14 protein-coding genes are annotated in these 26,406 nt (G+C 56.6%); 9 read left to right on the forward strand and 5 right to left on the reverse strand.

Going from position 1 to position 26,406, the window contains the following annotated elements; translation table 11 throughout:
• The first annotated feature begins 158 nt into the window (after positions 1 to 158).
• Positions 159 to 677 carry an AAA family ATPase gene (locus CLV58_RS09835; RefSeq protein ID WP_106137624.1) on the forward strand — a complete coding sequence of 173 codons (519 nt, stop codon included), beginning with the start codon at positions 159 to 161 and terminating at the stop codon, positions 675 to 677.
• A 93-nt stretch (positions 678 to 770) separates the two neighbouring features.
• On the opposite strand, the gene CLV58_RS09840 is transcribed toward CLV58_RS09835, so the two are convergent.
• Positions 771 to 3,260, reverse strand: a complete 2,490-nt coding sequence (locus tag CLV58_RS09840) for a phosphocholine-specific phospholipase C (RefSeq protein WP_106137625.1) — start codon at positions 3,258 to 3,260, stop codon at positions 771 to 773.
• 216 nt (positions 3,261 to 3,476) lie between these two features.
• Here CLV58_RS09840 and CLV58_RS09845 point away from each other — a divergent pair, with 216 nt between their 5' ends.
• The 5 genes from CLV58_RS09845 to CLV58_RS09865 all read left to right on the forward strand — a co-directional run bounded on the left by CLV58_RS09845 (position 3,477) and on the right by CLV58_RS09865 (position 12,952).
• Positions 3,477 to 4,604 (forward strand): glycoside hydrolase family 18 protein, encoded by a 1,128-nt coding sequence (locus tag CLV58_RS09845; protein ID WP_106137626.1) that lies wholly within the window; start codon positions 3,477 to 3,479, stop codon positions 4,602 to 4,604.
• 196 nt (positions 4,605 to 4,800) lie between these two features.
• A complete protein-coding gene (locus tag CLV58_RS09850) occupies positions 4,801 to 7,290 on the forward strand; it encodes a glycoside hydrolase family 127 protein (RefSeq protein WP_245882288.1) in 2,490 nt (829 codons plus the stop codon).
• Between the two features lie 120 nt (positions 7,291 to 7,410).
• Positions 7,411 to 9,792, forward strand: coding sequence for a glycoside hydrolase family 127 protein (locus CLV58_RS09855; protein ID WP_106137627.1), 2,382 nt, complete (start codon positions 7,411 to 7,413; stop codon positions 9,790 to 9,792).
• Between the two features lie 197 nt (positions 9,793 to 9,989).
• Entirely contained in the window at positions 9,990 to 12,092 is a 2,103-nt protein-coding gene (gene nadE / locus CLV58_RS09860) for an NAD(+) synthase (RefSeq protein ID WP_106137628.1), read from the forward strand.
• A 2-nt stretch (positions 12,093 to 12,094) separates the two neighbouring features.
• Positions 12,095 to 12,952: a DMT family transporter gene (locus CLV58_RS09865; RefSeq protein WP_106137629.1), complete on the forward strand. Its 858-nt coding sequence runs from the start codon at positions 12,095 to 12,097 to the stop codon at positions 12,950 to 12,952.
• 56 nt (positions 12,953 to 13,008) lie between these two features.
• Here the strand turns inward: CLV58_RS09865 and CLV58_RS09870 are convergent, their stop codons facing one another.
• Positions 13,009 to 14,133 carry an OmpA family protein gene (locus CLV58_RS09870; protein ID WP_170108675.1) on the reverse strand — a complete coding sequence of 375 codons (1,125 nt, stop codon included), beginning with the start codon at positions 14,131 to 14,133 and terminating at the stop codon, positions 13,009 to 13,011.
• Between the two features lie 266 nt (positions 14,134 to 14,399).
• Between CLV58_RS09870 and CLV58_RS09875 the strand changes: the two genes are divergently transcribed.
• Positions 14,400 to 15,437: a hypothetical protein gene (locus CLV58_RS09875; RefSeq protein ID WP_245882297.1), complete on the forward strand. Its 1,038-nt coding sequence runs from the start codon at positions 14,400 to 14,402 to the stop codon at positions 15,435 to 15,437.
• 81 nt (positions 15,438 to 15,518) lie between these two features.
• Here CLV58_RS09875 and CLV58_RS09880 read toward each other — a convergent pair whose 3' ends face one another.
• Both CLV58_RS09880 and hemH read right to left on the reverse strand, forming a co-directional pair.
• Positions 15,519 to 21,554, reverse strand: coding sequence for an immunoglobulin domain-containing protein (locus CLV58_RS09880; protein WP_106137631.1), 6,036 nt, complete (start codon positions 21,552 to 21,554; stop codon positions 15,519 to 15,521).
• A 510-nt stretch (positions 21,555 to 22,064) separates the two neighbouring features.
• Complete coding sequence (hemH, locus tag CLV58_RS09885) at positions 22,065 to 23,126, reverse strand: ferrochelatase (RefSeq protein WP_106137632.1); 1,062 nt, start codon at positions 23,124 to 23,126, stop codon at positions 22,065 to 22,067.
• 329 nt (positions 23,127 to 23,455) lie between these two features.
• On the opposite strand from hemH, the gene CLV58_RS09890 reads away from it, so the two are divergent.
• A complete protein-coding gene (locus CLV58_RS09890) occupies positions 23,456 to 24,397 on the forward strand; it encodes a hydrogen peroxide-inducible genes activator (RefSeq protein WP_106137633.1) in 942 nt (313 codons plus the stop codon).
• A gap of 58 nt (positions 24,398 to 24,455) precedes the next feature.
• On the opposite strand, the gene CLV58_RS09895 is transcribed toward CLV58_RS09890, so the two are convergent.
• Positions 24,456 to 25,268 (reverse strand): hypothetical protein, encoded by an 813-nt coding sequence (locus CLV58_RS09895; RefSeq protein WP_106137634.1) that lies wholly within the window; start codon positions 25,266 to 25,268, stop codon positions 24,456 to 24,458.
• A 164-nt stretch (positions 25,269 to 25,432) separates the two neighbouring features.
• On the opposite strand from CLV58_RS09895, the gene CLV58_RS09900 reads away from it, so the two are divergent.
• The gene (locus CLV58_RS09900; protein WP_245882289.1) at positions 25,433 to 26,395 is read left to right on the forward strand and encodes an NAD(P)/FAD-dependent oxidoreductase; all 963 of its coding nucleotides are present in this window, start codon (positions 25,433 to 25,435) and stop codon (positions 26,393 to 26,395) included.
• Positions 26,396 to 26,406: the final 11 nt, after the last annotated feature.

Below are 26,406 nucleotides of genomic sequence, written 5' to 3' on the forward strand. Positions count from 1 at the left end.
AGTAGGGGGGTGACTGGTAGCGCGCAACCCGGCTATTGCTTGGTAGTGGAGTTTTTAATTTAAATTTAATCTAAAAAACAATTGTCCCGCGTACTGATGTTTAGTCGTCATACAACAAAACAGGCTGGTTCGTAAGGCCGGTCAGCGATGAACAGAACATGAAAAAAGTGCTGATTTTAGTCGGTTTAAGCGGCAGTGGCAAGTCGACGCTGGCACGGCAATACTGCCGCGACAAAGCCGACTACCTGCGCGTCAACAGGGACGACCTCCGGCGTAGTCTGCTATCGGTGTCGCTGAGTGAATACAATCAGACGTGGCCCGAGTGTGAGCGCGAACGCGTCGAACGGATCGTCAACGAGTTGCAGACGACGACCATTTTGAAGGGGCTGAAGCAGGGCTGGAATCTGGTAATCGACAATACGAACCTGCGGTTGTCGTATATCAGTCAGTTTCGAAAGCTACTACTCAGTCAATCCGAGCCGGTGGCCGTTACGTACCAACTGGTCGACACGCCGGTTGAAGAGTGTATCAAACGCGACAGGTACCGCGACGATTCGGTGGGCGAAGCCGTCATTCGGCGGCAGGCGCAGCAACTGGCCGCCCTGAAAAAACAATTCGATTTCAACAGCGAAGTACTATCTGCTGCTGACTGGACTGAAGCGGTCAGTTTTGAGTGAGACGAAAGAGGAAAGACGTGAGAAGAAAGACCGCTATGGTGGTAAATTTTCCGCTTCTGTCTTTCTTCTTTTCTCTTTCCTCTTTCTTCTCTGCTAACTCATCGCTGGATCACTGATGCTTTCCGCACCGGTTTCGACCCGCCCGGCGAAGCGATAGCCGGCGCTGGCAGTAGCAGGACCCGACGGACGGACGACGAAATCGTACCAACCCTTACTATCAGTCAACGGCCAGCGTATAATCGTAGACCGATCTCCATTGAGTACGAGTTGCCGTTTCGCCGACCGATACGATTCGTCGATTAACTCGATCGATACCGGCTGGGTCTGACTGGGATTCGCCAGGCGAATTTGCAGTTCGGGCGTAGTACTTTTTGGCGCCAGCGATACGGAAATTACGGGCATTGTTCCCAATGCTTCACCCGCGAAATCACGGTAAAAACCGTTTGGCCCGTACACGCGGAAAGCGTAGGTGCCGTCAGCGGCAAGCGGCAGTGAATCCGCCAGATGCGTACCCGGTGTCAGGGCATAGTTCCGTACGGAATGGTCGTGTAGGTTATAAACCATAAACGGTGCGCCGGCCGCCCGTTTGCCAAATCGCTCGTTACCAGCCGACAGGGTAATGTCAAAGGTGTTTGTCTTTGGATTCAACCGACCATTGGCGGCCAGCTCGTAGGGCAGGGGGCAGGCCGGGCGGGTGCCGGGCTCCTGCCGGGGAAGCACGCTGCCCGACTCGGTCTGTTTACCAACGGCATTGATCTCGTCGGCCGTAAGCGGGTGGAAATTGCTGGGTACCTGCTTGAACTTGGCCTTGTGTACACTCTCGATAAATGGTTTCTGCGGGACGAACGCCGGTAAGGGAATCGACTCCCCATTGTAAGGTCGAAACACCGATGTCAGGTCGCCACAGACGGTTCGTCGCCAGGGGCTGATGTTGGTTTCGTGGACATCCTTACCGTATTTCTGCCCGATAAAACCTTCCAGAAACTGAAGAATCGACGTATGATCGAACACCTCGGAATTGACGTAGCCACCCCGGCTCCAGGGCGACGCGATAACCAGCGGCACGCGATACCCTAGCCCAATGGCTTCTTCCCGCGCTTCTTTCTGCGGATTTTTTACCGTTCGACTATGTTCCTGCGCCAAACTGACATGCTCGACACGCGTGTCGATACCATCGGTGGTTTTGCCGGTTTCCGGTCGGTCGGGGTGGGGGGCTACGAAGGGCGGGACATGGTCGAAATAGCCGTCGTTCTCGTCGTAAGCCAGTATAAAAATCGTCTTTTTCCAGACGTCAGGATTCTGCGTCAGGATGTCGAGCATCTCCGACAGATACCACGCGCCGTACCAGGGAGCACCGGGGTGATCGGAGAAGTTTTCCGGCGCCACCACCCACGAAACGGTCGGGAGCTTGCCTGACTGCACGTCGCTGCGAAACTGGTGCAGCACGTCGCCTTTCGGAATTAGTACCTCCCGCTGCGTGTCGCCATCCTGGTAGGTATGTTTCGTCAGGCTGCGGTAGTCCGGGTCGTTGACATTGGTGGTGAAGGCTTTCTCGTGCAGCGCCCGTTCCCGCGCCGACAATTGATCGACCGACACGGGTTTTTCAGCCGTCAGCGTGGCCAGCCATTGCCGTTTCTGCGTCAGCGTGCGGGTAACTCTCGCGTGGTCTGGACTATCGGGCGACAGGCTGACGAGTTGCTTTTCAAGGGCGCTGATCTCCCCCGGCAACGTATCGAGCAGGTGCAGCCGGTATTTCTGGTAGCTGGCCGATGCCCGGACGTTGTACTGCGAAAACCACTCAATTGGGTTGTCAGTAAAGTTGCTGAGCCACGCGTCTTCGTCGCCCGTGAGACCGCTGGGCAGACTGATTTCGTTCTGGTAGATGCGCCACGAGATGCCGTTATCTTCGAGTCGCTCGGGAAACGTTGTCCAACTGGCGGGTTTGTCGTAATTGAGGTCTTCGTTGCGGACGCGGGCCAGCGCGTCGGCGTTTTCGCGCACGGTGCCGGTCCAGAGAAACAGTCGGTTGGGCGTCGTACCCGTCAGCGACGAACAGAAGTTCTGATCGCAGATGGTAAAGGCATCGGCCAGGGCATAGTAAAACGGAATGTCGTTCCGGTCGTAGTAGCCCATCGTCAGTGGCATCTGCGCGTAGGCCGGATTTCCCGACGGTTTGGCATCGAGCCACTTATCGTAGCGGCCTCCGTTGCGGGCATCGACCTGATTGGTCCATGAGTGCGGCAGCGAACTCATCCAGGTGGCTTTGGTATCGCGTAGGTTGAGCCGAAAAGGGGCGTAGGTCTGTCCGGCCCGGTTGGTCTGAAGCCAGACGGGTTTGCGGTCGGGCAGCGTGATGGCGCGCGGATCGTTGAAGCCGCGAACGCCCCGCAGCCTGCCGTAGCAATGGTCGAACGACCGGTTTTCCTGCATCAGAACGACCACGTGCTCCGCGTCGAGGTACGTACTGCCGGGTTTGGGAGCAATGGCCAGCGCCCGCTGAATGGATGCGGGCAGGCCATCGGTGAAGCCTGCACTACCGGCCAGTAAAGCCGCTTTTTTGAGAAAATCCCGCCGGGTATCCATAAATAAACTGATCTGTACAATAACGAAACTACAACCTTCTCCGTCACGAAATCGTGCCGCCTGCTCAGACTTAACGATTTGGTAACGACCGCTTATTACCGACTAAACACGATGTGTTTGCCCAGAGTAGTCGACGACAGTTTGGTCGTATGCGTCCGATACAAGGCTCATCCTGCGTATCTTCGACCTGACAATTACCAAACTCAACCTGTATCAATGATCCGTTTTACACAGTTTGTTTGCCCGCTGCTCATTGCTTTTTCGTTTCTGATTCATCCGGCCGCTTTTGGGCAATCGTACGTCATGATCGGCTACGTGACGGGCGACGGCTGGACGAAAGAACAGATTCAGGCGCGCAAACTGACGCACATCAACTACGCCTTTGCCGTGCCCGATTCGACGGGCGGGCTGGAGCCGATGAAGGCGAAAGACGAAGCGAACATGGCCGCGCTGACCAGCCTGCGGTCGGTCAATAAAGATCTGAAAATTCTGATTTCGATTGGCGGCTGGGGCGGTTGCAAATACTTTTCCGACGCAGCCCTGAACGACGCGTCGCGCCGGAAGTTTGCCGATGCGGCTGTGGCGCTGCTCAAGAAAAACAAACTCGATGGGGTCGACATCGACTGGGAATATCCGGCCCAAATCGGGGCGGGGAATATTTTCCGGCCGGAAGACAAGCAGAACTACACGCTGTTTCTAAAGGCACTGCGCGACCGGCTCGATGAAGAAGGCAAGCGCGACAACCGGACGGGTAAGAACCACTACCTGCTGACGTCGGCAACCGGGGGCGATACGGCCTTTGTGAACCATACCGAACTGGCCAACGCGCAGAAATACCTCGACTATGTAAACATCATGACGTACGACCTGTACCACGGTAACGACAAGCAGACCGGGCACCACAGTCCGCTTTATCAGTCAGACCCGGCTCCGCATGCCCGTACCGGTAGCGTCACGGCGGTAGAAGGACACATCAAGGCGGGTGTTCCGGCCAGCAAGATCGTGCTGGGCGTACCATTTTACGGTCGCGGCTGGACCGAGGTGACGCCCGAAAATAAGGGTTTGTATCAGCCTGCGCCGGGTAAACATTACTTTATCAGCTACGATGAACTGATGGCGAAATACATCAACAAAAATGGCTTTACCCGCTACTGGGACGATACGGCCAAATCGCCTTACCTGTGGAATCCGACGCAGCGCATGTTTATTTCCTACGCCGACGCGGAATCGCTGAAAAACCGGGTCGACTACGTGAAGTCGAAAAAGCTGGCGGGGATCATGTTCTGGGAATACATTTACGATCTCAAGCAGAAAGACGTCCTACTGGATGCTATGAAATTTTAAAGTTGTAAAGTCGTAGAGTTGGATAGTTGTAGAGTTATAAAGTCGTAGAGTCGTAAAGTTATAGAGTTGGCTGACGCGTCTAGTTCCGGCGGTAGCCAACTTTACAACCATCCAACTCTAAAACTTTACAACTTCATAAAGTAAGTTAAGATAGTAGCAGTTCCGGTAAAGAAAGGAGACATAGCCGGGCGGGTAAATGCGTACTTTCGTAGCTTCCGCTACGAACCGTATGCCCCTGACCATGAACCAGAAACTGCTTCATTTTCTCCATCGTATACTCCCCGGTCTGCTTGTTATGGCGCTGCCCTACGCAGGGCTGGCGCAAGTAACCAACAAACCTAAACCGACGCCGGCCAAAGGCGATTATCCCATTCAGCCGGTGCCCTTTACGGCGGTGAAAGTGACCGATCAGTTCTGGGCACCGCGCATCCGGCGTAACCATGACGTGACGATTCCGATTGCGCTCCAGCAATGTTACAGCACGGGCCGGGTCGACAATTTTCTGGTGGCGGGCCATCTGAAGCAGGGGACCAAATTCTGCACGGAATACCCGTTCGATGACACCGACATTTATAAAATTATTGAGGGAGCGAGTTACTCGATTCAAACTTTTCCTGATAAAAAACTCGAAGCCCGTGTCGATTCGCTGATTACGTACGTGGCTGCGGCACAGGAGCCGGACGGCTACCTCTACACGGCCCGTACCATCGATCCGGCGCACCCACACCCGTGGTCGGGACTGAAACGCTGGGAAAAAGAGTCGGACCTGAGCCATGAACTTTACAACAGCGGGCACCTCTTCGAAGCGGCCGCTGCCCACTACCTGGCGACGGGTAAAAAAACGCTGCTGAACGTCGCAACCAAGAACGCTGACCTGCTGGTGAAGGATTTCGGTCCCGGTAAGTTGCGCTATTCACCCGGTCATCAGATCGTGGAAATGGGGTTGGTGAAACTCTATCGTGTGACTGGCAAAAAAGACTACCTCGATCTGGCTAAGTTCCTGCTCGACGTACGGGGTAAGGGTACCGAGTACAGTCAGGATCACAAACCCGTGACGCAGCAGACGACCGCCGTGGGACATGCCGTCCGCGCGACGTACATGTATTCGGGCATGGCCGACGTAGCGGCTATCACTGGCGACAAAGCCTATGTCAACGCGATCGATAAAATCTGGCACGACGTGGTCGACAGCAAATACTACCTGACGGGTGGTATCGGTGCTGAAGGCGGGCACGAAGGCTTCGGCGACGACTATAACCTGCCTAACATGAGCGCGTACAACGAAACCTGCGCGGCTATTGGGGAGATTTACTGGAATCAGCGCCTGTTTCTGCTGCATGGCGACGCCAAGTTCTACGACATACTCGAACGGACCTTGTACAACGGCATGCTGTCGGGCGTATCGCTCAGTGGCGATCGCTTTTTTTACCCCAATCCGCTCGAATCGCGCGGTCAGCACACGCGGGCGGCCTGGTTTGGTTGTGCCTGCTGCCCCAGCAACGTCTGCCGGTTCATTCCGTCGATGCCGGGCTATGTCTACGCGCAACGTGGTAATCGGCTCTATGCCAACCTGTTCGTGAACAGCACCGCTACCGTCTCGCTCGACGGGAAGGCGGTCACGGTGATGCAGGAAACGCGCTATCCGTGGGACGGTGACGTTGCCTTTACGCTGAATCCGGCCAAAACAGGCGCGTTCGATCTGGCGATTCGGGTGCCGGGCTGGGCGCAGAACCAACCCGTGCCGGGCGATCTGTACCGCTTTGCCAGTCAGCAGGAGAGTCCTGTCGTGCTGACAATCAACGGGAAGAAAGCGACGTACAAACTGGAAAATGGCTACGCTATTCTGAATCAGACCTGGAAAAAAGGGGATGTCGTGCGCCTGTCACTGCCGATGGATGTTCGGCGGGTCGTGGCAAACGAAAAGATAAAAGCCGACCAGCATAAAGTAGCGCTGGAACGTGGCCCAATCGTCTACTGCACCGAATGGCCCGATTCGCCCGATGGGCACGTCCTCGACATGATCCTGCCCGACACGGCCCAACTGACGGCTTCGTACAAGTCGGGGAAGCTGGGTGGCGTCGAAGAGATCACGGCCAATGTGCAGAAAGTACGGCGCGATGCGAACAATCAACTGGCGTTCAGCCCGGCCCAGTTAACGGCTATTCCGTACTATGCCTGGGCAAACCGGGGCAATGGAGAGATGAGCGTCTGGCTGGCTACGCAACCTACAGCCGCCCGCGTCACACCAGCCCCGACGATTGCGTCGACCAGCAAGCTGTCGGCCTCGACACCCAGCAAGACGCTGATGGCGCTGAACGACCGGGAGACACCCAAGAACTCCAACGACCACGACAACATCTACTACCACTGGTGGCCGAAAAAAGACACGACGCAGTGGGTGCAATACACCTTCGCCAAACCGACGACTGTCGCGTCGTCGAAGGTATACTGGTTCGATGATAGCCCGTGGGGCGGATGCCGTATCCCGGCCGGCTGGAAACTGCTGTACCAGACGCCCGCCGGTGAGTGGAAACCCGTTACGAATACGACGCCCTACGCGGTCACGAAAGATCAGTTCGACACCGTTACGTTCGAACCCGTCGAGACCAGCGCCCTCCGCATGGAAATCCAGTTGCCGAAAGAAGCGTCTGCCGGTATTATCGAGTGGAGTGTATCCAACAAGTAAAAGGTGTAGCCCAGACGTCCACGTCTGGTGGCCGGTAGGCCAACTGTTAACAGCGGAAGCTTTTTTGGTCGCTTTGCGCCCACCAGACGTGGACGTCTGGGCTACACAATACCCCGTATCATGAAATTACCGTCAAAACTCCCGTTGCTCGTTGCAACCATCGCTCTTTCAACATCCGTTGCGGCACTCTTCCCCTCTTTCGCTCTTTGTCAAACCTACCTCCCCGAGCAGGCCGACAGCCGCGTGAAGGTGAAAACTGCCGTGCCGGTGCGGGCCTATTCGTTCGCGCCGGGCGACGTCAAGCTACTCGCCAGTCCGTTCAAAACGGCGCAGGAAGCCGACACACGCTTTCTGCTGGGTCTGAAACCGGATCGCCTGCTGTCGCAGTTTCGGACGCATTCGGGGCTGAAGCCGAAGGGCGAGATCTACGGCGGCTGGGAGTCGTCGGGGCTGGCCGGGCATTCGCTGGGGCATTACCTGTCGGCGATGGCCTTGCACTACGCGGCTACCAACGACCCCGAGTTTAAAAAGCGTGTCGACTACGTGGTCGATGAGCTGGCCGAGTGTCAGCAGGCGCGGAAGACGGGTTATGTTGGGGCCATCCCCAAAGAAGATACCGTGTTTACGGAAGTGTCGAACGGCATTATCCGGTCGCGGGGCTTCGACCTGAACGGCGCGTGGTCGCCCTGGTATACCGTGCATAAAGTCATGTCCGGTCTTCTGGATGCGTACCTGTATACCGGTAACAGCAAAGCGCTGGCGGTCGAAACAGGCATGGCCGACTGGACCGGCGACATCCTGAAAAACCTGACCGACGAACAGATTCAGCAGATGCTGCTCTGCGAATACGGCGGCATGAACGACGTGCTGGTGAACACCTACGCCCTGACCGGCAACAAAAAATACCTCGATCTGTCGTACAAATTCCACGACCGGCGCGTACTCGATTCACTGGCTCATCAGCGCGACATCCTGCCCGGACGCCATTCGAACACGCAGATTCCTAAGCTCATCGGCACAATCCGGCGGTACGAACTGACCGGTAGTCAGCCCGATTTTGCCATGTCGAATTTTTTCTGGAACACGGTCGTCAACCACCATACCTACGCCCCCGGCGGTAACAGCAACTACGAATACCTGAGTACGCCCGATCAGCTCAACGACAAGCTGACCGACAATACGATGGAGACCTGCAACACGCACAACATGCTGAAACTGACCCGGCATCTGTTCGCGCTGCGGCCTACCGCTTCGTACATGGATTTCTACGAACGGGCGTTGTACAACCACATTCTGGCGTCGCAGAACCATCAGGACGGCATGGTTTGCTACTTCGTGCCGCTGCGGATGGGTACGCGGAAACACTTCAGCAACGAAGAAGAAGATTTTACCTGCTGCGTCGGGACGGGGATGGAAAACCACGTCAAATACGGCGAGAGCATTTACTTTAAAGGCGCTGATGGGAGCCTGTTTGTCAACCTGTTTATCCCCTCGGAACTGAACTGGAACGAAAAGGGGCTGCACCTGACGATGAACGCCAACCTGCCCGGCAGTGCTGCCGTTTCCCTGACGATACAGGCTGATAAGGCCGTGACACTGCCGATTCGAATTCGTAAACCGGCCTGGCTCGGTGGCGACATGGTTGTGCGGGTAAATGGGAAAGTCGTGTCGCAGACGATGCAGGACGGCTACGTGGTCGTGTCCCGGACGTGGAAAACCGGCGACAAAATCGACCTGACGCTACCGGCTAATCTGCGCTATCTGGCCATGCCCGACAACCCGGCCCGGCAGGCGTTCTTCTACGGTCCCGTGTTGCTGGCCGGTGATCTGGGTGCTACCGAACCTGACCCCACGCAGGGCGTTCCCGTCTTCGTAACCAGCACGGCCGACCCTAACGCATGGATCAAAGCGACGGATAAGCCCCTGGAGTTCCGCACGAGCAGCACCGGCGGTCAGTCGGCGGTGACGCTACGGCCGTTCTATGAGTTGCAAAAAAACTTCTACACGGTCTACTGGGACGTATTTACGCCCGACAGCTGGCAGAAGCAGCAGGTCGTTTACGAACAGAAACGCCGGGAAGCCGCCGACCTCGAACGCCGGACCGTCGATCTGTTGCGACTCGGTGAGATGCAGCCCGAACGCGACCATAACCTGACCGGCGACAAGCTGGAAGTGGGTGAAGACCATACCCGCAAATTCCGCGTTGCCAACGCCGGCAGTGCCATGACATTCACGATGAAAGCCGACCCCGACAAGCAGAATATCCTGATCGGAACCTATTGGGGCATGGACAACCGGGGCCGCCTGTTCGACGTTGCCGTGGATGGTAACGTGATTGCCAGCGAAGACCTCAACAAGTACAAGGAAAGTCGCTTCTACGATATTTCGTATAAGTTGCCCATCGAACTCACAAAAGGCAAAACGTCGGTAACGATCAAGCTACAGGCAAAGCCCAACAACGCGGCTGGCCCCGTCTACGGTGTTCGTATGGTGCGGGAATAGTCTCGATAAGAATGATTAGTCAGCAAACGCCCGGTGGACTCATCGGGCGTTTACTGTTTTAGGATGAATGCGTCCGAACGTCATGGTAAAACCTATTCCCTGCCCATATTTGTTAGTCTGTTATTGAGTCTATCGAAGAGCACCAGCCGACGCGCTGAACCGCTCTTTCATTCTTTCGCTCTTTCACTCTTTCGTAGATGCAACTGCTCAAAGTAGCCGCCGGTGTCCTGAATCAGATTCCGCTGGCCTGGGATCATAACAAGAAAAATATCATTGACGCTATTGCCGAAGCGCAGCGTCAGAACGTCAGTCTGCTGTGTCTGCCCGAGTTGTGTATCTCTGGGTATGGGTGCGAAGATGCGTTTTATGCGCAGAATACTATCGATCAGGCGGTCGAGTCGCTACTGGATATCGTCGGTTATACGGCTGACATTGCGGTGGCAGTGGGATTACCCCTGCGCCATAATAACCGTACCTACGACGTGGCCTGTCTGATCGCCAACAAGCGCATACTGGGCTTCGTCGCCAAGCAGTACCTGGCTAACAATGGTATTCACTACGAAACTCGCTGGTTCCAGCCGTGGTCGCCCTACGTACGCGACGAGATCAGGATTGGCGGTCCGTCGCACGGCGATTTTGTGTATCCCTTCGGCGATATCGTGTTCGATCTGTCGGGCGTGCGGATCGGGTTTGAGATCTGTGAAGACGCGTGGATCGCAAACCGCCCCGGCCGGATGCTCTACGAACGCGGCATCGACCTGATCCTGAATCCGTCCGCCAGTCATTTTGCTTTTATGAAGTCGCAGACCCGTGAACGGTTTGTTGTCGACGGGTCTCGTTCGTTCGGTGTCAGCTATATCTACGCCAACCTGCTGGGCAACGAAGCCGGACGTGTGATTTATGACGGTGATGCGATGGTGGCATCGAACGGTGAACTGCTGGTGTCGGGGGCGCGGCTGAGCTATGAAGATGTCGTGATTGTTCCGGCCGTAGTCGACGTTGATCTGACCCGGCTCAGTCAGGTACAGAATCGGGGAAACCTGGCGCTGGCGTACCCAAACCTGCGCGTCAGCGAGCGCTTCGACTGGCCCGAGGTCGCGCCTGTCATCCAGAAAGCGGAGCTCGAAGCCTGGGAGCGGGGCGGCTATCTGAAAGAAGAAGAGTTTGCCCGCGCCGTGGCGCTTGGCCTGTTCGACTATCTGCGGAAAAGCCGTTCGCAGGGCTACGTACTGTCACTGAGTGGTGGGGCCGATTCGTCGGCCATTGCGGCTACCGTTTACCTGATGATTCGCATGGCCGTGGAGAACATCGGTATCGACGGGGTAAAGAAAAAGCTGGGCTACATCAAGTCGATTCAAGACTGCGACACACCCGAAGCGATGCTCGGTAAATTGCTGACGGTGATGTATCAGGGTACCGCTAATTCCTCAGATGATACGTACCAGTCGGCGAAAGAGCTGGCCGAGGACATCGGCGCGACCTTCCTGAATATCGACATCGAAGGACTGGTAGAAACCTATCGCGGACTGATCGAGGGGCAGATTGGCCGCCAACTGTCGTGGGAAACCGACGATCTGACCCTGCAAAATATTCAGGCGCGGGTGCGTGCTCCAAGTATCTGGATGCTGGCCAACATCAACAATGCCCTGCTCCTGACGACCTCGAACCGCTCCGAAGCGGCTGTGGGTTATGCCACGATGGATGGCGACACGTCGGGGAGTATTTCGCCGATTACGGGTATCGACAAGCACTTCCTGCGGGGCTGGCTGCGCTGGCTCGAAACAGTTGGCCTGAACGTGAAGAACGCGCCCGAACCGACCGACCGTACCAGCCTGGCTACGGACGACGACGTCCGGCCGACCGAACTGATAAAAGTGAAGGGTCTGCACCGGGTCAATAATCTGCAACCCACTGCCGAACTGCGCCCCACCGACCGCAAGCAAACCGACGAGCAGGACCTGATGCCCTATGACGTGCTGAACTCCATCGAAGAGGCCGGCATCCGCGACAAGCAGGCACCCGTCGACGTATTGAAACAGATTGAAGTGCGCTATGCCGGGCGGCACGACCGAGAGCAGCTGATGGGCTGGGTCGAGCGATTTTTCCGGCTGTGGAGCCGTAATCAGTGGAAGCGCGAACGATACGCCCCCAGCTTCCACCTAGACGATCACAACCTCGACCCCCGCTCGTGGTGCCGCTTCCCGATTCTGTCGGGCGGTTTCGAAAAAGAACTGGCCGCGATGCGCGACTGGGCGTCTGAGCAGAAGCCAAACAGCCGAAAAGGTAAGATTGGGTTTTAGCAATGCGTCAACTCGTTCCCGGAATTCTGTTTGCGGCTTTGTGGGCATCGGCGGCCGTCGCGACCAAGCTGGGTGTGCAGTCGGTGCCGCCCCTGGTGCTGGCAAACGTTCGGTTCTTTATTGCCGGTACGGGTATGCTGCTGTTTGCCTATGGCGTACAGCGGACGCGTGATGCCTGGCCACGGGGAGTTGAATGGCGGCAGCTGTTTATTTTCTCGCTGCTCAACACAACCATTTACCTGGGTTGTTTCGTACTGGCACTCAAACAGGTATCGGCGGGTATTGGTAGCCTGAGTACGGCAACAAACCCGTTGTTTATCACACTACTGTCGGCGGTCTGGCTGCGCCGTCGACCCGGCGTAAATGAAGTACTCGGCTTGTTACTAGGCTTGGCGGGCGTGGGCGTTGCAACCTATCCGCTGCTGCAAAACAGCTACGCGACTGTCGCGGGTATCCTGATCCTGCTGGTTGGCGTGGTGGTAGTGTCGGCGGCCACGGTTTACTACGCGGGGATCAGCTGGCGGTTACCGAACCTGGTCATTAACGGTTGGCAGGTATTATTGGGTGGGCTAACGCTCTTGCCCGTTACGTTGCTTACCGCTGATTTGAGCACCGCGCAGTACGACCTGCGTTTCTGGGGAGCAGTATGGTGGCTGATTCTGCCGGTGTCGGTCGGGGCGCTGCAACTCTGGTTTTTCCTGATTCGGCAGGACCCCGTTCGGGCGTCGCTGTTTCTGTACCTATGCCCCATCTTTGGCTTCGTCTACTCGTATGTGCTGTTAGGTGAACCGATTACGGTCTATACGATGGTCGGGACGATGCTGGTGATTGTTGGGCTTTGGCTGGGGCGAAAAAAATAGGAGCGACCCGGTGGGCCACTCCTGATAGGCTATAAGAAAGTGCGATGCGGTATACGTTACTCCTTCGTTACCGTGAATTCCACCCGCCGGTTGAGCCGACGCGTTTCTTCGTGGTTGTTGCTGGCAATGGGGCGGGTTGGGCCATAGCCTTTCGCCACAATCCGGCTGGCGGCAATACCATTGCGCACCAGATATTCTTTCACCGCTTCGACGCGTAGGCGCGATAGCTGAATGTTCTCTTCAAAACCACCCTGGTTGTCGGTATGCCCTGCCAGTTCAATTTCGGCCTTCGGGTTGCCGTTCATAAACGCCAGCAACTGATCCAGTTCAGCCTGTGAATCCGGCAACAGTTCGGGTTTGCTTTGGGCAAACCGGATCGATTTTAGCTGCGTGGGTTCACCTTTCGGTGCGATCAGGAGTGGTGTCGTATTGCTCACTTTGGCATCGAGCGTCTTTGGTGGTGCGACGCTGCTGCCGGGAGCCGATGGGGTAACAGCCGCCGGTGCAGCCGCTTGCGCGACAGCTGCCTGCCGACGCGTAGCTGCCGTTCCCCGCCGGTTTTTAGCCGTGACAGGGGCCGAAGCTGTAACGACGGCGGCTGACTGTTCCGACGTTGCCGGTGGCGTCACAACGGGCGCAGGCACAGGCTTGGGTGCCACAGTGGATGCTGCCGCAGTGGACGCTGCCGCAGTAGCGACCGGTGTGGGAGTGGGAGCCGTTTTTGGCGTCGTTACGGTAGGTTCCGGTGTCGAATTGCCTGATGATGCTGGTTGGGTGCTGACGGGAGGTACAGGCGACGTCGACGCTGTCTGACTTGTCAGCGCTGGTGGCGCTACCGTGGCCGCTTTACCAGCGCGGTGCATTGCTATGCCATAGCCGGACAGAGAGGTTTGCTGGTCCGACGTAAAGGAAAACTGCTTGGATTCAGGGTCATAGCCAAACGATTTCGTGTTCAGTGTGTACGTCTGATTCTTCGCGACATCCAGCCGAAATTGGCCATCGGTGCCGACGCGTTGTTCCGTTATTTGTTTGCCCGACGGGTCCTGCACTACTACCGTTGCCCCAGGAATAGGCTGTCTAGTGTCCGCGTCGAATACGATGCCTGCAATCGAGGCCTTCTGATTCGCAGTCGCTTCTGACTGTGCCTGGATTTGGGTTGTTGAAAAACCTAATATACCCAAAAGAAAAGGTACAGTAACATATGGGTGATGCATCCATTTTCTCATGAAAACCCAACGTTTGAAACTGCCTTTTAAGTACATCATAGTCCAGAAAAAATCAGATTAATTGTTGATTATACGGTCTGTTATCGATTGCGTCGTCTGTCCATGAAAAAGGCTCATAAATAACTGATAAACAGGGGTGTTACGTGTATAAAAAGTGCTTCGAAAATGAACGTAGGTGACCTGTATTTCGTTAGAAATGTATGACACAGGCAAACAACATGATGACGCAATTTTCGAACGTTCCGGCCCCACAGCCACCTGTGGCGGCTACCTCGCCGGCGACTGATGAAAACTGGCGGAAGTCAATTCCCGCACAGGTGTTTCTGAATCATTTCTTTGCGATGGACTACCACATCCAGCACCAGCAGGATCTGTTTGCTATCGCTAAGTTTCCCATATTTCAGCAGTTCTACGGTATGCCGAGCGAGGCTACCTACAAGGCTATCGAGAAATTGCTGCTCAATAGCTGGAGTGCCGAGTACGCGCTGCGCATTACGCCCGTCGTCAACGACGAGCAGTATTTGCAAAGCTCGCTGCACTGGACATTCCCACAGGCTTATTACAGTGCTCTCTTCAGTGCCCGCGCCTTTCTGGCCATTCAGGGTATCAACGTGAGCAACGAGGAGTTGATCCGGAAGCGGATCGGCAACATGGTCGTTCGGGGGTATTATCCGTCGTCGATTGGCTATTACGCGCTCGGTCCGATCAATAACTACCGGATTCAGCGGTTGCCCATGGCGCGTCGGTTTACGATGGCCGGCAAGGCCGATCTGCTGCTGCCGTCGCGTGAAGGATCGGTGCAGGCCGAACTGGCGCAGTTTCTGAAAACGACCCGCGATCAGCGAGTCAAGACGCTGCGCAACGTAATCCAGAATAACCCCAAGACGGCCCTGCGTAGCCCGAAGACGGGGGAGGTATTGCAGAAGTTCAGTGTCGAGCAGTACAAACAGCTGGCCAAGCAGATCGGCTACACGACGTATTTCGACATGCTGAGCCGGCTACGCATCTCATCGACAAATCGGGAGATTGAACGCTTCGTTGAGTCAGAGATCGACGTTAGGCTGTTCCACCAGAGTCTGGTGAATATCGTGACGCACGTCAACGCGGTGCATGAAGCGTATATTGCGAAGGCACTGGGGCTGGATGCGTACCGGCAATTGGTAGCCAAGCTACCCGCTTATTTGCAGGAAAGTTTCGTACGGGAGCGGATGAATACGGTGATCGTTCCAATGCTGACGGCCGACAAGCCTATAGCCTAGGCAAAAGTTACGTATCATAACGCAGCAGGGCCACCCCATACGGAGTGGCCCTGCTGCGTTATGATACTGGGGGAGCCTGTTTTAGAAGTCACCCAGGTTCGTCGCCGAAATCCATTTGACGCCGAACTGCTGACCGCTGACGGGCGTCTCCGACACGTTCTCGTACCGGATGTTGAAGTTACTAATCGTTCCGCTCCACTTGCTATTCTGTCCGGTCGGAATAGCGATCGTATGATACTGGTTGTCACCCTGTACGTTGAACGTAATTGTCTGGTCAGCCTGAGCTGCTTCAAGTTCGGTCTGGCCTACTTTACGCCATTCGAGTATCATGCGGGTTTCGGTCGTGATCGCCCGCATCCGAACGTATAGCGTCGGCGTTTCTGATGCGCGGTAGCCTTTGTTGGGCGAGACCAGTTTGAACCGGCGGTCGGTCGGGGTGATGACCAGTTCATTGCCGACCGGGAAGCCCTGGTCGTACGCTTTCCGGTAGTAGAAGCCACAGCGCGTTGGATTGCCCGCGAAGATATAGTTTGGTTTGGTTTCCGAGCGGGGGAGTGTGTTAATCGTATTCCGAATTTCCGATAGCGTACCGACGACCATGTTGATGTCGAACTCGTACACGCCATTCGGGTCCAGCGGCATCGATACCGTATTGGCGATGTAACCCGCGTTGATTGATTCAGCGGGTCCCCAACCTACTTCGTTGAACAGACCGACCTTGAACTCGTGCGAGTAGGGCGTGTGCAGGGCCAAACCACGCATTGTGTTGGGACGGACAGCCGCGATCCACGGTTCCGACGAATCAACGTTCAACGGGCTTATTTGCCCTTGATTTTTGTAATCGTTCAGGCAGATACCGCTACCGCCCAGGTTCCGAATGCCGTTGACATTGATCATCGGTGCACTGTTATACGGGTCACCCTGTACGACGTAGTATTGGTAGTAAGCGCTGTTCGTATAGGTGCAGGGTAGTTCTTGCTGACGGACGTCGTCATACTTGGTATTGTCGGGTCGGTTGCCAACAATCTTGACGTGCCGCTTGACAACGTTACCTTCCAGCCGAATCCACTGCTCGACAATGTAATGGCCTGGTTCGTTGTTGAGTCCCCAGAGCAGTCCCTTCGTTTTGGTGTACAGCATCTTGTCGGTACGGCCGTAGCCCAGCATCGGTGAGAAATTACCGGCGATATCACCTCCCTGCACCGGATTGTAGCCGATGTCATCGAGTACCGGTTTGCCACCCTGTGACCAGCCCGTTGCTGCGTTCGGCATCGAATACAGCGAGATCTGATCGTCACGGCCTGGATCGCGACGGCCGCTTGAGCCGTATTCCATGCAGTTGATCATGTTCTCGCCGACCTGTAGGTCAGTTACTTCGCGGATAACACCGCCCACGCCGAGATCAACAGCAACCCGCACGCGCTCGTTTTGCAGCACTGGCCGTTTGTCGCTTGGATATGGACTGTTCAGCACTGGATAATCGCCCTGGTCGGTTGGGGCCGACGAGCAGCCCGTAACGGTTACAGCCGCACTCACCGACTGACTTGTGCATCCGCTGGCCGAGCCAACCACCACGTATGTCGTTGTTCCGTTGGCTGCGGGTGCATTGAACGTAACTGACTGACCCGACTGGTTGATACCGTTACCTGACCAGGCATAGCTGATCCGATCACAGTTAGTACCGACGCAGGTTGCATTCAGCGTAACCGTACTGCCGCAGGCTGCACTGGCATTACTGGTCGTCAGCGTAAACTGGCAACCCGTGCTGGTCGTGTTGATCGGTGTGGTTGAGCTCGGTGGTGTGCCGTTACCAGCGCAGAAGGCGGTCGTACGCGGACTCAGGTTCAAATCAGTTGTAGTAGCAACCGGTTTGATCGACACGTTTAACGGTGCATTGCTTTTATAGCTGTCCGGAATCGTATAGAGGTAACCGAAGGTATTGTAGCCCTGAACACCGTAGGCATCGGCTACGTCCTGCCGGTTACGATCAGCCGTAATAGTCGCCACCTTGACATTGTTGATATAGACGTCTGCCGATGGGCTACGTTTCGGATTGTTAACGTCAAGAATCCAGCCCGCCAGTACATCACAGTTCGCCGTTTCCAGGAAGCCGACGTACTTCGCGTTTGTCGGTGTAGATGGTGTCGTTGTTGTGGTACTGGGTGGATTCGTCGTCGTGCTGGGGGGGGGCGTCGTCGTGAGCGATGCGCAGCCACTGACGATCAGGTCAAACGTAGCCGTTTGCGATGGACAACCTTTGGCTGTGGCCGTAACCGTGTACGTAGTTGTGCCATTGGCCGACGGCGCAGTCAGGGTCACCTGCTGACCGGTTTGGGTAGTGCCATTGCCGGACCAGGTATAGGTTGCCCAGCTACAGCTCGCCTGTAACGTTACCGATTCGCCACAGCTAACGCTGATTGGGCTCGTGCTCAGGCTAAACTGGCAGCTGTCGGTAGTTGTCGGCGGATTGGTGGGCAGTTGTCCGTTACCAGCGCACATGGGGGTATTGCGCGGGCTTAGACTCAGGTCGCGGGTCGTGCCGGCGGGTACGACCGATACTTTCAGGGCGGCATTGGCTTTGTAAGCGGCCGGGATAGCGTAGAAGTAGCCGAAGGTGTTGTAACCCTGCACGCTATACGCATCGGCGACGTCCTGCCGGTTGCGCTCGGCCGTGACAGTTGCCACTTTAACGCCGTTCAGATAAATGTCGACGGCGGGACTGCGCTTGGTATTATTGAGGTCAACCACCCAACCCGCTATACCGTCACAGTTTGCCATTTCCAGGAAGCCGACGTATTTCGCGTTTGTCACGACTGCGGTCGTCGTTGGCGGGGTCGTCGTGGTCGTCGGAGCCGGAGCGGTCGTGCAACCCGTTACTGAAACCGTGCTGGTTATGGTTTGGCTGGTACAACCATTGGCCGACGCCGTCAGCGAGTAGCTGTACGTGCTGTTGGTACTGGGAGCCGTCAGATTTACCGTCTGCCCCGTGGCTGTCAGACCATTTCCTTTCCAGGTGTACGTGACTCGATTGCAGTTGGCACCACTACAGGCAGCCGTCAGCGCTACTGAACTACCACAGCTAACACTGACGGGAGCTAATGTACCTAGTGTGAACTGGCAGCTGTCGGCCGGTGGACTGGTGGGCAGTTGTCCGTTACCAGCGCACATGGGGGTATTGCGCGGGCTTAGACTCAGGTCGCGGGTCGTGCCGGCGGGTACGACCGATACTTTCAGGGCGGCATTGGCTTTGTAAGCGGCCGGGATAGCGTAGAAATAGCCGAAGGTGTTGTAACCCTGCACGCTATACGCATCGGCGACGTCCTGCCGACTACGGCTGGCGGTTACAGTCGCTACTTTGACGCCATTCAGATAAATGTCAACCGCCTGTGCCTGTTTCGGATTGTTCGAATCGAGCAGCCAGCCTGCTACGCCATCACAGTTCGCCATCTCCAGGAAGCCCTGAAACTTCGTGTTGGTCACAACAGGTGAAGTGGTGGTGGTGGAAGGCGGGTTGGTGACGGTGGTGCTGGGTGGGGCGGTGGTGGTCGAGTTGCAGCCGGTGGTTGTGAGCGCCACGCTGGCCGTCTGACTGGCGCAGCCGCTGGCCGAAGCGGTGACGGTGTAGCTGGTGGTACCGTTGGCGGTGGGAGCCGTCAGACTCACCGACTGACCACTCTGACTCAGGCCGTTGCCCTTCCAGGCGTAGCTGACCCGGTTGCAGTTGCTGCCCGCGCAACTGGCGCTCAGGGTGAGCGAACTGCCACAACTGGCGCTCAGGCTGCTGGCGGTGCTCAGACTGAACTGGCAGGTGTCGGGCTTGACCACGGGGGTAGTTGTCGTGGCCTGGCAGACAGCGGTGGTGCGGGGGCTGTTGATCAGCTCCCGGCTGGTGTTGGCGATGCGTGCTGCGACGGTGATTGTCGCGTTCTTCTTGTAGCTGTCGGGAATCTTGTAGGCGTATTCGTAGGCGTTGAAGCCCTGGATGCCGAAGGCGTCGGCCACGTCAGGTCTTGGTCGGCTGGCCAGCAGGGTGGCTACCTTGGTGCCGTTGATGAACAGATCGACGCCGACCGACTGCTTGATAATGTTTCGGTCGAATGCCCAGCCCCGGATCGAGTCGCAGGAGGCCGCGTCGAGGAAGCCGTAGTAGTCGGCGTTGGGGTTGACGGGTGGTATGCTGACGGCGGTAGTGCTGGAGGGCGGGTTGGTAACGGTAGTCGACGGTGGGGCAGTGGTGGTGGAAGGTGGGTTGGTGACGGTGGTGCTGGGTGGGGCGGTGGTGGTCGAGTTGCAGCCGGTGGTGATCAGCGCCACGCTGGCCGTCTGGCTGGCGCAGCCGCTGGCCGAAGCGGTGACAGTGTAGCTGGTGGTACCGTTGGCGGTGGGAGCCGTCAGACTCACCGACTGACCACTCTGACTCAGGCCGTTGCCCTTCCAGGCGTAGCTGACCCGGTTGCAGTTGCTGCCCGCGCAACTGGCGCTCAGGGTGAGCGAACTGCCACAACTGGCGCTCAGGCTGCTGGCGGTGCTCAGACTGAACTGGCAGGTGTCGGGCTTGACCACGGGGGTAGTTGTTGTGGCCTGGCAGACAGCGGTGGTGCGGGGGCTGTTGATCAGCTCCCGGCTGGTGTTGGCGATGCGTGCTGCGACGGTGATTGTCGCGTTCTTCTTGTAGCTGTCGGGAATCTTGTAGGCGTATTCGTAGGCGTTGAAGCCCTGGATGCCGAAGGCGTCGGCCACGTCAGGTCTTGGTCGGCTGGCCAGCAGGGTGGCTACCTTGGTGCCGTTGATGAACAGATCGACGCCGACCGACTGCTTGATGATGTTTCGGTCGAATGCCCAGCCCCGGATCGAGTCGCAGGAGGCCGCGTCGAGGAAGCCGTAGTAGTCGGCGTTGGGGTTGACAGGTGGTATGCTGACGGCGGTAGTGCTGGAGGGCGGGTTGGTAACGGTAGTCGACGGTGGGGCAGTGGTGGTGGAAGGTGGGTTGGTGACGGTGGTGCTGGGTGGGGCGGTGGTGGTGCTTGAGGGGGGCGTGGTCGTGGTGACCGCTGGCGGAGCCGTAGCCGTCGTTGACGGTGGCGTTGTCACAGTCGTCGACGTTGAACCAGCGCAGGTAGCGGTCGTCATCGGGCTACCGACGATATTATCTGATGTACCGCTGTACCGGACCGAGATACTTAACGGAGCATTCGTTTTATAGGAGGCTGGTATGCTGTATAAGAAGCCATACTGGCTGTATGTCGTGATTCCGTAAGCATCGGCCACATCTTTCCGGCTAACCGTTGCCACAACGCTGGCTACCTTGGTGCCGTTGATGTATATGTCGGCCGTTGGCGCAGCATTTTTGTTGTTGTAATCGATAATCCAGCCCGTTACATACTCGCAGGTAGCTGCATCGAGGTGACTCTGAAAGTTACCGGCAGCCACCCGGGCCGATGCATGTGTATCGCGTGCATCGATCACTAATGTTGAACTGGTAACGCCACCACGAGTCTGGTTAGCCGTGGCCACGGGCTGACCTTCATTTGTCAGCGTTTGTAGCGTAATCGACGATTTTTCGACAAATAAACTTTGCGCATCGGCCTGGCTATGACTACGAAGCAGCTGGAATTGTGTGCCCGCTTTAACCGATGAAAAGTAGCCCGTTACCCGGTAGGTCGCGCTTGTTCGCGATGGGTAACTCAGTTGATCGCCGGTGTAGTCGACAAAATCACCACCGGTCTGTTCGAAGCCGGCCGGAAGCAGCAGTTTAAGCCGGTAAGCGTTGGCACCCGGCAGCGTAAACAGCAGCGAGGGCGCAATGTTCATCAGCTCAGCCGTGATGACCAGTTCGATTGGTTCGCCCAACCGGATCGACTGCCGATTCGCCTGTATCGTAAACCGGATGGGATCACTGTCGGCCTGATCGCGCCGGGGCAACCCGAAAAAGAGCGGATAGCGCGGTAGCGGGCGGCCCGGCCCTATCCGGAGCATTTTGCCTGGGTCGGGCAGTGGGCGACCGGGTGAAATGGCCGGTGCTGCGGAGGCCAGTGTGGCTAGCTGGAATAGTATGCAAGCCATGAATAGCCCCTGCCTGAGCAGACGGCCTAAGGTCAGGTAAACGTTACGATACATAGTTGGATGACAGACGTAATAATTGTCTGAAATCCCAGTTGACAAATATTAAGCCAAACCAATGTCGGTAATTTGGCAACTATTGATTCTCTATTTGTCCGTTACGTATTAATAAACATTATATATGTATATCTATATGATTTATGGTTTACATAGTAGTATTATTATATTAATACTTTTTTAATCTATCGATTCTGGAAATTACTACTAAAGACAGGGCTATGGCGCTAAGAAAAAGGCTTGTACCGCGTAAACGCCAGCGCTCAGTATGGTGTCAAATTCGCTGGTCGTCCCTGTGTAAGACGGGCTATCAGGTACTGCTGATTGTGCTAGCTAAACTTTGTAATAGCCTGACTAAAGTAAACGCAAAACTGATTATCTGGCTACAAGGTAATCCGGCCGATACAGGGGCGGCATAGACTTTGACAACCTGAAAGCGTTAGAATGGGCGTGCCTACGCTAACCATTTGCATGGGCACGCCCATTTTGAACATACCGTGGCAGAACTCGTCAGGCTGTTTTGACCAGGTCGACCAGCGTGTCAATCCAGATGGGACTATCGTTCAGGCTTTCGACAAGCTGCCAGTGTTCGCCCCCCTGCTCTTCGAATAACTCGCGGTATTCGTCACCGATTTCAATGGTTGTCTCCAGGCAGTCGGCAACGAAGGAAGGGGAGAAAGCCAGTACGCTCTTTACGCCTTTGCCAGCCAGTTCCTTGATGACCTCGTCCGTATACGGTTTGATCCAGGGCGTGCGACCGAGTCGGGACTGGAAAGAGGTGGTGTAGCTGCCTTCGGAAATACCCAGTTCTTTGACCAGCCGTCGGGTTGTTTCGAAGCATTGGGCCCGGTAACAATACTGGTTCATCGCGTGCAGTTTGCTACAGCAGTCGCCCAGCTTGCAGACCTTCCCGGTGACGTCGCCCTTCAGAATTTGCCGTTCCGGCAGGCCGTGATACGTGAACAGGTAATGGTCGTAGGCGCGTTTTTCCATGTACTTGCGGCCGTTCTGCACGAAGCCTTGGATAAACTTCGGGTGCTCCAGAAAGCGATTGATAAACTTGATTTCCGGGATCACCTGCCACGATTTGATAATGTCCATTACTTTCTCGTAGACCGAACCCGTACTGGCCGATGCGTACTGTGGGAAGAACGGAATGACGATGATGCTGTTCAGGCCCAGTCGCTGAAACCGGGTTAGCCCCGCTTCAATGCTGGGACTCTGGTAACGCATCGCCAGTGTGACGACGTAATCGCTGCCCAGTGCTTTCTGTAATTCGCGTTCAACGACTTCGCCGTAGTATTTGAGTGGCGAGCCGGTTTCTGTCCAGAGTTCGCGGTATACCTTGGCCGATTTAGGTGCCCGGAAGGGGGCTATGATGCCGTTGACAAGAAAATAACGGGTGGTGGCGGCAATGTCCAGTACGCGTCCGTCGAGCAGAAATTCGCGCAGGTACTTGCGGACGTCGGGAACCGCCGGGCTGTCAGGGGTACCCAGATTAACGATAAGAACGCCGGTCTTTCCCAGTTTTTGGGTTGTTTCGACAGGCGCGGTGCTTGCGTAGGTGTTCATACGATTCAGTGGTCGGTGAGCCGGTGAAGCCGCTCACGAGTTGGTTAACCACAAACTGCGTGTAAAAATACAGGGTTTTACGGTCTGGTCTTTAGTTTATGACTTACTAGCCGCGATGGGCTTATTCGCAACGCTTCGGGCAAGCCGGGGGGTAAGCCACGGGCTGGTACCATCGCCTTACCAGCAGCGTTGTCTTTCGGGTGAGGAGGGGCGGCTAGATCGGCAAAAGTAAGACCATGGTGTATTTGTTTACTCAATGTAATTTAGATTTGTATTGATTTTTTCGATTGTAGTGTCGGCAGGCCCGTTCTGTTGACTGGTACGCGCTTATGACTCTTTCACAACTTGAATACATTGTAGCCGTCGATACCTACCGGCATTTTGCTACGGCTGCCGACAACTGTCACGTAACGCAGCCTACGCTCAGCATGCAGATTCAGAAGCTGGAAGATGAATTGGGAATTCGGGTCTTCGATCGTTCGAAGCAGCCGGTGGTTCCGACGGGCGTGGGCGAGGCTGTGCTGGCGCAGGCGCGGGAAGTGCTGCGGGCCGCCCGGCGCATTCCCGAGATCGTCAGCGAATCGAAAAACGATTTTCAGGGCGACCTGAAGATTGGTGTTATTCCGACGTTAGCACCCTACCTGTTGCCGTATTTTATCGGTGAATTTGTGACGAAGTACCCGGCGGTATCGGTACAGATTCAGGAACTGGTGACGGAGCAGATTGTCGAACGACTCCGTAAAGGCTTACTCGACGTAGGGCTCGTCGTGACGCCACTCGACGAAAACGGGATTACGGAGATTCCCCTGTTTCGCGAACCATTTGTGGTCTATGCGGCCGACACACATCCCTTGTCGATCCGGGAGGAGATACATACCGATGACCTGGCGACCGACGGGCTCTGGCTACTGACGGGGGGGCACTGCCTGCGCAATCAGGTTATCAGCGTCTGCGGAACCGACCGTCCGACCAACGCGACCAATGCCCTGCAATACGAAACGGGCTCGCTTGAAACACTGATCAAACTGATCGATCGGCAGGATGGCTTTACACTCTTGCCTTTTCTGGCCACGCTCGACATGGACGAAACCCGTCGTGCACGAATACGGCCGTTCGCGTCGCCAGCGCCGGTACGGGAGGTCAGCCTGATTATTCACCGCAGCTTCCTGAAGCGCCGGCTGATCGACGCGCTTCGCACCGAGATTCTCCAGCATCTGCCCGCTGCTTTACCCGTCGATACCCACGATGGTACCATAGTGACGCTGGTGTAAGCAGGCAGCCGGTTTTCAGTACACAGTTTACGGCTGACCGGTTGGCAGCGCGGCCGGTTTATTTTTCCCGCTCCAACCGGCGGTATGCTTCGTCGAACGGTTCGCCCCTGGCAACAGCCTGCGTAAGCGCCAGTAAACCCGGTCGCTTCACCCGGCATAACCAGCGCTCGACTTCGTCGGCTGCGGTCTGATAAGCCAGCATGACCCGGCCATAGTCGCCCCCGAAAAAGTCGTCTGTCGTGACCAGATCGGTCAGGGGAATCATGGGGCGCGGTGGAAAGTGGAACCGGTTGCGCAGGGATTCATCAGGCACCGTTGTGCTTGTATCGGGCTGTTCCCAAACGTCGGGCGAGCTGAAGCGATAATCGACCAGCAGAGCCAGTCCTTCGTTGAACCACTGCGGAACCTGTCGTTTGATGCGCCACCAGCCAAGCCGGGCAAACAGCTCGTCGTGACACAGTTCATGGGCAATCACATCGACGTTGTTTCCGTCGGGACCCAGCACCAGATAAGCGTCGCCCCAGGGCGTGCCGAGACTGCAACCGGCTCCTTCACCGCCCGCACAGTACCGAACGTAGTCGGCCTGGTCAGGACAATAAATCAGTATGGCCCGCCCTTGCTGGCTACCCCAAAATCGGCTGATTCGTGCCTGCGCAGCCCGGACGTGGGCCTGAAATGTAGTTCGCTGCCGGGGCGAAACCGTCGTTCGCACGTATACGGCGTGGCTGGACGTACTATCGAATACCTGCCGAAAATCGCCCGAGCGCGTTACCAGCATGCAACGAAACAGATGCGGGTACAACAGCGGCAGGGCCAGCGGTAGCGCAACAAATAGCGATAGAAAGAAACGAACAGCACCGAGTTTGGGCATCACATCGTCAACACGGCCCTACATCCGTTTGTTAAACTGCGAAGTACGACGCCCCGACCGGATTTTCCTATTCGAACCGGCGGTTGTCGGACGCAAAGCCGTTGAGCGTGTTAACAGAAAATAGACTACTACCCTAAAAATCGTACCAGTCAATGCAATCGTGTGTGATTATCGGAGCCGGCATCGCAGGCCTTACAGCGGCCCGACAACTTGTACAACAGGGATGGACCGTAACCGTGCTCGACAAGGGGCGGGGACTGGGGGGGCGGCTGGCCACCCGCCGACTGGCCAATGGCCGGGCCGACCACGGCGCGCAGGTGATCCGGGCCACCACAGTCCCGTTCAATGACTGGCTTACATCGGCCGACGGGCAGGCAGCACTCATGGCGTGGCCTGTCGACCCGGTAGGTACCGGCTGGGTCGGACGCGACGGCATGAACCGGGTGGCGAAACAACTGGCTACGGGGCTGGCGATCGAAACCGGGCAGACGGTGGTAGCGGTAAAGGCCGACGGAACGGGCTGGCGAATCGAGACGGAAAGCGGCCAGTCGTTTCGGGGCGACGCGTTACTGTGTACGATACCCGCTCCGCAGGCGCTGACGTTGTTTGTCGATAAATCGAATCTGCTGGCACCCGCCGATCAGCGCGCCCTGCAAACGATTCAGTATGACCCCTGCCTGGCCGTACTGGTCGCGCTGGACCAGGCAAGCCAAATTCCCGCGCCCGGCGGCTTGTGGCTCGACCGGCCCGACATCGCCTGGGTGGCCGACAACCAGCAGAAAGGTATTTCGCCCGACGTACCGACCGTTACGATACTAGCGAGTACTGCGTTCAGCCGGGCCAATCTGGATGGCGACCTGACCGCAGCGGGCCAACAGCTGCTGGCACAGCTCGCCGACTGGCTACCTGCCGAAACGATTACGTCGGTACAGGTACACCGCTGGCGTTACAGTCAGGTCGTGCAGGCCCATCCAGACCCATACTGGCGGGCAACTACCCCGTTGCCACTCCTGTTCGGTGGCGACGGTTTCGGCGGAACGGCCCCCTACGATCCGCATCTGAACGTCGAACGGGCATTCCTGTCCGGGCGGAGCATGGCCGATTGGCTTGTTGCTCAGTCAGCGTAGCCCTAACAGGT

Origin of the sequence: Spirosoma oryzae, assembly GCF_003002825.1 — a bacterium.
In the GTDB taxonomy this organism is placed as follows: domain Bacteria; phylum Bacteroidota; class Bacteroidia; order Cytophagales; family Spirosomataceae; genus Spirosoma; species Spirosoma oryzae.

Excerpts from the sequence above, each read along its gene's own strand:
- CLV58_RS09835 (WP_106137624.1), top strand. The coding sequence starts at position 159 with ATGAAAAAAGTGCTGATTTTAGTCGGTTTAAGCGGCAGTGGCAAGTCG.
- CLV58_RS09840 (WP_106137625.1), bottom strand. The coding sequence starts at position 3,260 with ATGGATACCCGGCGGGATTTTCTCAAAAAAGCGGCTTTACTGGCCGGT.
- CLV58_RS09845 (WP_106137626.1), top strand. The coding sequence starts at position 3,477 with ATGATCCGTTTTACACAGTTTGTTTGCCCGCTGCTCATTGCTTTTTCG.
- CLV58_RS09850 (WP_245882288.1), top strand. The coding sequence starts at position 4,801 with ATGCGTACTTTCGTAGCTTCCGCTACGAACCGTATGCCCCTGACCATG.
- CLV58_RS09855 (WP_106137627.1), top strand. The coding sequence starts at position 7,411 with ATGAAATTACCGTCAAAACTCCCGTTGCTCGTTGCAACCATCGCTCTT.
- nadE (WP_106137628.1), top strand. The coding sequence starts at position 9,990 with ATGCAACTGCTCAAAGTAGCCGCCGGTGTCCTGAATCAGATTCCGCTG.
- CLV58_RS09865 (WP_106137629.1), top strand. The coding sequence starts at position 12,095 with ATGCGTCAACTCGTTCCCGGAATTCTGTTTGCGGCTTTGTGGGCATCG.
- CLV58_RS09875 (WP_245882297.1), top strand. The coding sequence starts at position 14,400 with ATGACGCAATTTTCGAACGTTCCGGCCCCACAGCCACCTGTGGCGGCT.
- CLV58_RS09880 (WP_106137631.1), bottom strand. The coding sequence starts at position 21,554 with ATGTATCGTAACGTTTACCTGACCTTAGGCCGTCTGCTCAGGCAGGGG.
- hemH (WP_106137632.1), bottom strand. The coding sequence starts at position 23,126 with ATGAACACCTACGCAAGCACCGCGCCTGTCGAAACAACCCAAAAACTG.
- CLV58_RS09890 (WP_106137633.1), top strand. The coding sequence starts at position 23,456 with ATGACTCTTTCACAACTTGAATACATTGTAGCCGTCGATACCTACCGG.
- CLV58_RS09895 (WP_106137634.1), bottom strand. The coding sequence starts at position 25,268 with ATGCCCAAACTCGGTGCTGTTCGTTTCTTTCTATCGCTATTTGTTGCG.